We start from the raw sequence: 7,507 nt of genomic DNA, 5'->3' as shown, positions 1-7,507 counted from the left end.
CCCTCGTGCCGCTGGGGGAGGAGCGGGTGCCGGCGACGGATCCGTCGGCGCCGTGGCCGGGTCGGCTGCCCCCGCCCGCCCCGGCGGTGGTGCTCACCACCCTGCCCCCGATCGCGCTCGAGGACGCGTCGGGCACCCCGGTGACGGTGACCGAGCGCGGTCTGCTCAGCGGCGATCCCACCCGGCTGAGCTGGGGCAGCCGCAGCTGGCGGGTGCACGCCTGGGCCGGGCCGTGGCCGGTGGACGAGTACTGGTGGGACCCGGCCGCGGCGCGGGCGGCGGCGCGGCTGCAGGTGCGGCTCGAGGAGTCCCGGGCCCTGCTGGTGATCCACGTCGACGACCGCTGGCATGTGGAGGGCGTCTACGAGTGAGTACCCTCGGTTGACGTGGAGACCAGTGTGCTGACGGCCGCGCCGAACGGTGTGGCGATCGCCTACCGGGATTCGGCTCCCAGGACGGGCCACCACCCGGTGCCGGTGATGCTGGTGCACGGGATGGGCGGCGACGGACGCACGTGGGACCGGTTCGCCCGGTCCCTGCTCGCGGCCGGCCGGCGGGTCGTCGCGGTGGACCTGCGCGGCCACGGGCGCAGCGCCCGCGCCGCGTCCTACCGCTTCGACGAGTTCGGCGCCGACGTGCTCGGGCTCTGCGAACACCTGGGCCTCGAGACGGTCGACCTCGTCGGGCATTCCCTCGGCGGGCACACCGGATCCCTCGTCGCGCAGCAGCGCCCGGGCCTGGTGCGGCGCCTGGTGCTCGAGGAGGCGCCGCTGCCGCTGCGCCCGGGCGATCCGCCTCAGGTGCTCGGCGGGCGCCTGCCGTCGCCGGCCGAGCTGTGGCACGCCTCGACGAGCCTGCTGCGCAATCCGCGCGCGACGTTCGCCTTCGACCGCTCCATGACCGGCTCGGCGCTCACCCAGTTCCGCGCGCCGAATCCGCGGTGGTGGGAACATCTTCCGCGGATCACCGCACCGACGATGATCCTGCGGGGCGGGCCGGGCAGCATGGTCGATCCGGCCCGGCTCGAGGCCGCTGTGGACGTCCTAGGCGACGTCGCGGTCCACGACTTCACCTGCGGCCACAGCATCCACCGCGATCGGCACCGCGAGTTCGAGGCCGCCGTGCTGCCCTTCCTCACCTGAGCACTCGTTCCGCCACGACAGAGCTTCCGGACGGCGACAACCGTCGAGACGGTTGTCGCCGTCCGGAACCTGTTGCCGGTGTACCGACGCTATTCCAGCCAGATGCGGCGATCGAAGCCGCCGCGCTCGGCGCGCTTGGCGGTGGCCGCGGCAGCCACCTCCTCGGCGGCGATCCCGAACGCGGCGAGCAGGGACGTGAACACCTCGTGCACGTCGGCGAGTTCGCCGAGCCGCTCGTCGCCGTTGTGCGCCTCCCGCAGCTCGTGTGCTTCCTCGACCAGCTTGTCGAGCAGGGCGCTGCGGTACTCGTCCCGATCGAGTACACGGGTGCGCGCCACCCGGCCGTCGGCCTCGATGATGTCGGGAATCCGGTCGCGGACCAGCTTGCCCATCATGATTCCTCCCGCTGCGCTACCGTGGCGGGGTGGACGGTACCGGACCACCCACGGACGCCCTCGCGCTCGGTCAGCGCGTCGTCGCCGTCCTCGAGACCGGTGCCCGGACCGCCACTTACAAGCTTGCGACCCTTTCGGCACTTGTCGGCTTCTGCGTCGAACATCTGCCGGCGGACCCGGCTGCGGCACTCGACGTGCCGATCGACGCCCTGGCCGAGCGGGTGATCGACCTGTACTGGCCCCAGGTCCGTCCGTTCGACGGGCACCGGTTGCGCCAGTCCTCGCAGCCGAAGGCTCGGATCCTGACGGCGGTGGAGGTGCTGCGCGGTGCGGCGAACGCCGGCGGGGTGGTCGGCCTGTCCATCGCGAGGCTGCGGATGCCCGACTTGTACCGCGAGGCTGTCGCGGAGGTCGCACTCACACTGGCGCAGCAACCGCTGTACCGGCTGCAGCGGCTACCGGGCGGACGTGGCGAACCGTTCCTCTACGACGACTCCTGGTTGCACTCCGGAATCACCCGAGCGGCGATTGCCCGGCACGGTGGCGTAATCCGCCTGTTTCCGGGGGTCGCGGCGGCGCTGGCCCGCCTGTCCGGTCTGCTCACCCCGACACTGGAGATCCTGTGGGTTCAGGACGTGCGCCGCTACAACGCCTTTCTCGACGAGGACGTTCCCGACATCGCGGGGCACCTGTTCGGCCGCGACCGCGTCTCGCTCGCGAAGCCGCGCGTGGCGCTGCGCGAGGCCTTCGGAACGCAGTGTTTCTATTGTGCGACAAGCCTTTCCGATGGAAATCCGGTTGACCACGTGCTACCGTGGTCCCGGGTGCCTCTCGACGGGCTGGCCAATCTCGTACTCGCCTGCGGAGGTTGCAACACCGACAAGCGGGATTCGCTGCCCGCGTTGGCGCACACCGAGCGGGCGTTGAGCCGAGATCGCACCGTCCTCGAGCAGCTCGCCGCCGACATCGGTTGGCCGACTCAGTACGACCGCACTCTTGCCGCCGCGCGCGGCCTGTACCGCAGCTCACCCCCGGGCACGCCGACGTGGCAGGGCCGTTCGCGGACCGGAACGTGGGACACGGTATTTCCGCCCGGCTGGGTGGTCTCGACGGTGCCGGAAACCGGGTTCACATGAACACGACCGGTCGTCTACGATTCGACGCCATGCGGTTGGCAGAGGCACTCGCCGAGCGAGGCGAGCTGAAACGGCGGATCGAGCAGCTCGGCACCCGGATCGTGGCCAACGCCCGGTACCAGGAGGGTGAGGAGCCCGCCGAGAATGCCGGCGAGCTCCTCGACCAACTCACCGACGCCATCGATCGGCATGCGCTGCTGATCGCTCGGATCAACAAGACGAACACCGCCACCCGCGTCGGCGACCGCACGCTCACCGACGCGCTGGCCGAACGGGACGCCTTGCAGGCCCGGCACCGTGCGCTGACCGCGGCCGCGGACGCGGCCTCGGGCAGCAGGGACCGATACGGGCGACAACTCCGGTCCGAACTGGCATACGTCTCGGCGCTGTCGGTCCGGGACCTGCGGCGCACCACCGACGACCTGGCCCGCCGGATCCGGCAGGTGGACATGGAGATCCAGCGCGTGAACTGGGAGGTTGATCTGATCGACGAGTGATCGTGGGCAGCGGGTACCCGAATCGGAAGCGAGCACACGCCGTGGGTCGCGGTGAATCGACCTTTTTGTATCCTCAGGCGCGCGGAGGGCAGCGCCGCGGGTTCGACTCCCGCACACAGGGCAGCCCTGCACGACGCACGAGGGCACGGTGCACGCCGGCACAGTTCATCACCACGTGCTGATCCGGATCGGGGAGGGCGGGAACGGGGCACCCACGAGTTGTCGGCCCGACAGGGCGCTCGCGCTGCGGCGCAGCCGCTAGGATCGCCGCATGACATGGACCGCGTCCGACCGTCGACTGTTGGCCGCCGCCGCGGTATTCGTGGTGTCGCAGGCGAACATCGCCCGCGTGCTCGGCCCCGCCGCGCCGGCGGTGGGACGGATCCAGGCCGCCTTCTCCGCGGCGACATACCGCAACGTTCTCGACGGACTCGACGCGGACACCGCCCCGCGGTATCGCCGGCACTATTACTGGGATCTGGTGCATCCCTTGATCTTTGCCATCGCACTGCAGGCCGGTGCGCGATCGCTCGCCGAGCACCGGCCCGTGCCCGCGCACACCCGCCGGGTCCTCGCCGTCGCTCCGGCGGTGGCCGCGGCGGCGGACTACGTCGAGAACGCCGCGGGCCTGTATCTGCTCGACCACCGTGACCGCATCACCGACACCACCGTCCGGGTGGCGACGACGGTCAGCACCGTCAAGTGGGTGCTCGCGCTCGGCTCTCTCGCCTACCTGTCCCAGGGCTTCCTGGGCCTGGGGACGCGGGCGGGCCTGCGCCGGCTGGGGAGATGATCATGGCCGACGAGCTGCCCGTCGAGTACTTCCCGGACCGGGAGTCCTTCGCCGCCTGGCTGCGTGAGCACCACACGGACTCGCCCGGCATCTGGGTCAAGCTCGCCAAGAAGGGATCGGCGCATCCGTCGGTGACCTACGCCGAGGTGGTCGAGGAACTGCTGTGCCACGGCTGGATCGACAGTCAGGCACGCAGGCTCGACGACGACTTCCGGCTGCAGCGCATCACTCCGCGCCGGGCCCGCAGCCCCTGGTCGCAGCGTAACCGGGCGCTCGCCGAACGGTTCGAGGCAGAGGGCCGGCTCGCGCCGGCCGGGGCCGCCGAGGTCGCCCGCGCCCGCGCCGACGGCCGCTGGGAGCGCGCCTACGCCGGCCAGGCGACCGCGCAGGTGCCGCAGGACTTCCTCGACGCCCTCGCGGGCAATCCCGCGGCGCAGGCCTTCTACGACACGCTCGACGGCCGCAACCGGTACGCGATCGTGTACCGGCTGCAGGCCGCGAAGCGCCCGGAGACCCGGGCACGCCGCATCGAGGCCTTCGTGCAGCAGCTCGCGGAGGGCCGTCGCTTCCACGACTAGCCCGGACGGACACAATGGGCGGGTGAGCCTTGCCTTTCCTCCTGCCTGCTCGGCGGCCTCCGCGCTGGACGAGCCCCTGCCCGGCACCGCGGCGACCGCCCCCGGCTGGGTGTGCCTCGAGATGCCGTCCGGCTGGGGGCGCGACGTCCTCGACGGCACCGCTCTCGGCCCCGGCCTCGCCGGCGAGATCTCGGCCGCGGCCGACGCCGTCGGAGTGCGGTTCCTGTTCGTCCGGCGGCCCGGTCGTGACACCGCCCGCCGCGGCGACGGCCGCACCGTGCTCCTGGCCCGCTCCGATCCGGGCGGCAGCTGGTGCGAGCGGCTGGAGGTCGGGGAGCCGAAGGAACTGCTCGACCTGATCCCGCGCATCGTCGCCGGCCCGGCGCCCGGCCTCGGCCGTGCGCAGGACCGGCCCGTCGCGCTGGTGTGCGCCCACGGCAAACGGGACCGGTGCTGTGCCGTGCTGGGGCGCCCCGTGGCGGCGGCGCTGGCTGCGGAGTTCGGCGACGACGTGTGGGAGTGTTCGCACACCGGCGGGCACCGCTTCGCCCCGTCGCTGATCCTGCTGCCCACGGGCTACACCTACGGCCGGCTCGACGTCGCGCAGAGCCGGGACGCCGTGGCGGCCGCCGCTCGCGGCGAGGTGTATCTGCCGGGGTTGCGGGGGCGCAGCAGCTGGTCCGCGGCCGGGCAGGTCGCCGAGATCGCGGTGCGGGGGCAGGTGCCCGCGGATGCGGACGCGCTCGTCGTCGACGAGGGCGACGCCGGAACGGTGGTGCGGCACCGCGACGGTCGCCGCTGGCGCGTGCAGGTCGAGACCCGGCAGTTGCCGCCGCGTCCGGTCAGCTGCGGCGCCGATCCGAAGCCGGTGCGACCGCTGATGGCGACGGAGACAACTGCGCTCTAGTGCGGTGTGTCCTTCGGGCGGCCGGGACCGCCCGAAGGACACACCGGCGGCGCAGCCGCCTCACCAGTGCACGCCGGGCAGTAGCCGGCCGATCCGGCGCAGCACCGCAGGGTTCGGCAGCGCCGGACGGGGCAGCGCCCGCGGCTGCGGGGGTGCGTCGGCGGAGGCGCACTGCTCGCCGCGCGCGGCGGGCGCGTCGGGGTAGGCGTGGTAGTAGAGCGAGAACATCCGGTCCCGCAGGCCCGGCGCGAAGATGCCGCCGAGCTCGCCGAGGGTGCCGATCGGCACGTCGATGCGTTTGGGCCGTTCGACGAGGGCCCGGACCACCATCCGCGCGGCGTCCTCCGGGCTGATCGCCGGACCCGGGTTGTACGCCCCGCTGGGCTCGATCATGGGGGTGCGCACGAGCGGCATGTGAATGGTGGTGAAAGTGATTCCGTCGTCCCGGGTTTCGGAGGCGGCGACGTCGGCGAACCCCTCGAGCGCGGACTTCGAGGCGATGTACGCGGCGTATCGCGGGGTGCGGGCCTGCACCCCGGCGGTGCTGATGTTCACGATGTGCCCGAACCGCCGTGCGCGCATGTGCGGCACCAGGGCCAGGGTCAACCGCACCGCACCGAAGTAGTTGACCGCCATGGTGCGTTCGAAGTCGTGCAGCCGGTCCGTCGAGTGGTACAGCCCGCGCCGGATGGAGCGTCCCGCGTTGTTGACGAGCATGTCGACGTGGTCGTGCTCGGCGAGGACCGCCTGCACGGTGCGTTCCACCGCCGCCGGGTCGGTGAGGTCACACGGATACGCGTACGCGCTGCCGCCGCCCGCGCGGATCGCGGCGACGACTGCGTCGAGTGCCTCGGCGCGACGGGCGAGGGCGAAGACCACGGCACCCTCGCGGGCCGCGGCGATCGCGCTCGCCCGTCCGATCCCCGAGGAGGCACCGGTGATCAGCACGTGCCGTCCCACGAGCGGTCCACGCGGATCGTCGCGGCGGGCACGGCCGGGGTCGAGGTGCTCGCGCCAGTAGCGCCACAGCACGGGGGCGTAGCCGGCGAACTCGGGCAGCGTGATGCCGCTGCCGCGCAGGGCTTCCCGGGTGCTGCGGTCGGCGAACCGGCTCGGGAAGGTCAGCTGGCCGAACACGACCGGTGGGATGCCCGTCCGTCGCAGTGCGAGGCGTCGGGCGGTCTTCAGGCCGGGAAGCGCGGTGATCGACAACAGCGGACGTGCCAGCGCGCCGGGCACGCCGGCGACGGGAACGGGGGCCCCGGCCGCCGCGGCCAGCGCCGCGAACACCTCGCGGACCGGTTGCGGGCGGGAGACGAGGTGGAAGGTGCGCCCGTCCAGTCCGGGACGATGCATCAGTTCGACGATCGCGGCCGCGACGTAGTCGACCGGCACCAGGTTGGTGTCGCCGAGGTCGGGCAGGACCAGCGGCAGCCGCGACGGCAGCGCCGCCAGCGCGGCCAGGGCGGGAAAGAAGTAGTAGGGGCCGTCGATCTTGTCGATCTCGCCGGTGGTGGAGCTGCCCACGATCGCGGACGGCCGGTAGATGCGCCGGCGCACCCGGCTCGCCCGGACCGCCTTCTCGGCCTCGAACTTGGTGCGGTGGTAGGGCGACGGGAAGTGCTGGCCCAGGTCGAGGTCGTCCTCGGCGAACGTGCCGCGGTGATCACCGGCGACGGCCACGGACGAGACGTGGTGCAGGGTCGCGCCCAGCTTCTCCGCGAGGGCGATCACCGCGCGGGTGCCCGCCACGTTCGTGGTGGCCTGCTCCTCTCCGGCGGTGAGGTCGTAGATGGCGCCGAGGTGCAGGACGTGCTCGGCCGGCGGAATCGTCGCGGCCTCGAGTCCGAGTCCCGGCTCGGTGAGATCGCCGAGCAGCGGGTGCAGCCGGGTCCCACCCTCCAGGCGCGCGGAGAGGGCCTCGAACTTCGGCAGCGACGCCGGCCGGACCAGCACATGGACGTCGGCGTCCGGGTGGGTCGCGAGCAGTCGCCCGAGCACGTGCGTGCCGAGGAAGCCGGTGCCGCCCGTGACGAGGTACGTGGCCATGGCCCGAACC

8 protein-coding genes and 1 pseudogene are annotated in these 7,507 nt (G+C 72.6%); 7 read left to right on the top strand and 2 right to left on the bottom strand.

From position 1 onward, the window contains the following. Positions 1-371: pseudogene (locus G6039_RS23950) on the top strand (DNA polymerase Y family protein); the annotation flags it as partial. A gap of 15 nt (positions 372-386) precedes the next feature. Further along, positions 387-1,142: an alpha/beta fold hydrolase gene (locus G6039_RS23945; RefSeq protein WP_043802560.1), complete on the top strand. Its 756-nt coding sequence runs from the start codon at positions 387-389 to the stop codon at positions 1,140-1,142. Positions 1,143-1,231: 89 nt separating this feature from the next. Here the strand turns inward: G6039_RS23945 and G6039_RS23940 are convergent, their stop codons facing one another. Then, on the bottom strand, positions 1,232-1,534 hold the full coding sequence (locus G6039_RS23940) for a nucleoside triphosphate pyrophosphohydrolase (RefSeq protein ID WP_006945808.1): 303 nt from the start codon (positions 1,532-1,534) through the stop codon (positions 1,232-1,234). Between the two features lie 32 nt (positions 1,535-1,566). Between G6039_RS23940 and G6039_RS23935 the strand changes: the two genes are divergently transcribed. The 5 genes from G6039_RS23935 to G6039_RS23915 all read left to right on the top strand — a co-directional run bounded on the left by G6039_RS23935 (position 1,567) and on the right by G6039_RS23915 (position 5,448). Continuing rightward, positions 1,567-2,673: an HNH endonuclease gene (locus G6039_RS23935; protein WP_006945810.1), complete on the top strand. Its 1,107-nt coding sequence runs from the start codon at positions 1,567-1,569 to the stop codon at positions 2,671-2,673. 29 nt (positions 2,674-2,702) lie between these two features. Continuing rightward, positions 2,703-3,170 (top strand): DIP1984 family protein, encoded by a 468-nt coding sequence (locus G6039_RS23930; protein ID WP_029544765.1) that lies wholly within the window; start codon positions 2,703-2,705, stop codon positions 3,168-3,170. A gap of 271 nt (positions 3,171-3,441) precedes the next feature. Beyond that, positions 3,442-3,963 (top strand): hypothetical protein, encoded by a 522-nt coding sequence (locus G6039_RS23925; protein ID WP_006945816.1) that lies wholly within the window; start codon positions 3,442-3,444, stop codon positions 3,961-3,963. 2 nt (positions 3,964-3,965) lie between these two features. After that, on the top strand, positions 3,966-4,541 hold the full coding sequence (locus tag G6039_RS23920) for a YdeI/OmpD-associated family protein (protein ID WP_006945818.1): 576 nt from the start codon (positions 3,966-3,968) through the stop codon (positions 4,539-4,541). 22 nt (positions 4,542-4,563) lie between these two features. Beyond that, positions 4,564-5,448 carry a sucrase ferredoxin gene (locus tag G6039_RS23915; protein WP_006945819.1) on the top strand — a complete coding sequence of 295 codons (885 nt, stop codon included), beginning with the start codon at positions 4,564-4,566 and terminating at the stop codon, positions 5,446-5,448. Between the two features lie 60 nt (positions 5,449-5,508). Here G6039_RS23915 and G6039_RS23910 read toward each other — a convergent pair whose 3' ends face one another. Beyond that, the gene (locus tag G6039_RS23910; RefSeq protein WP_043802563.1) at positions 5,509-7,497 is read right to left on the bottom strand and encodes an SDR family oxidoreductase; all 1,989 of its coding nucleotides are present in this window, start codon (positions 7,495-7,497) and stop codon (positions 5,509-5,511) included. Positions 7,498-7,507: the final 10 nt, after the last annotated feature.

Source organism: Rhodococcus aetherivorans, from assembly GCF_011058165.1.
Classification (GTDB): domain Bacteria; phylum Actinomycetota; class Actinomycetes; order Mycobacteriales; family Mycobacteriaceae; genus Rhodococcus; species Rhodococcus aetherivorans.
This window is presented reverse-complemented; position numbering and strand designations above follow the sequence as displayed.

What these genes read in the sequence shown, in the direction of transcription:
- G6039_RS23930 (WP_029544765.1), top strand. Translation starts at nt 2,703, where the DNA reads ATGCGGTTGGCAGAGGCACTCGCCGAGCGAGGCGAGCTGAAACGGCGG.
- G6039_RS23940 (WP_006945808.1), bottom strand. Translation starts at nt 1,534, where the DNA reads ATGGGCAAGCTGGTCCGCGACCGGATTCCCGACATCATCGAGGCCGAC.
- G6039_RS23910 (WP_043802563.1), bottom strand. Translation starts at nt 7,497, where the DNA reads ATGGCCACGTACCTCGTCACGGGCGGCACCGGCTTCCTCGGCACGCAC.
- G6039_RS23925 (WP_006945816.1), top strand. Translation starts at nt 3,442, where the DNA reads ATGACATGGACCGCGTCCGACCGTCGACTGTTGGCCGCCGCCGCGGTA.
- G6039_RS23920 (WP_006945818.1), top strand. Translation starts at nt 3,966, where the DNA reads ATGGCCGACGAGCTGCCCGTCGAGTACTTCCCGGACCGGGAGTCCTTC.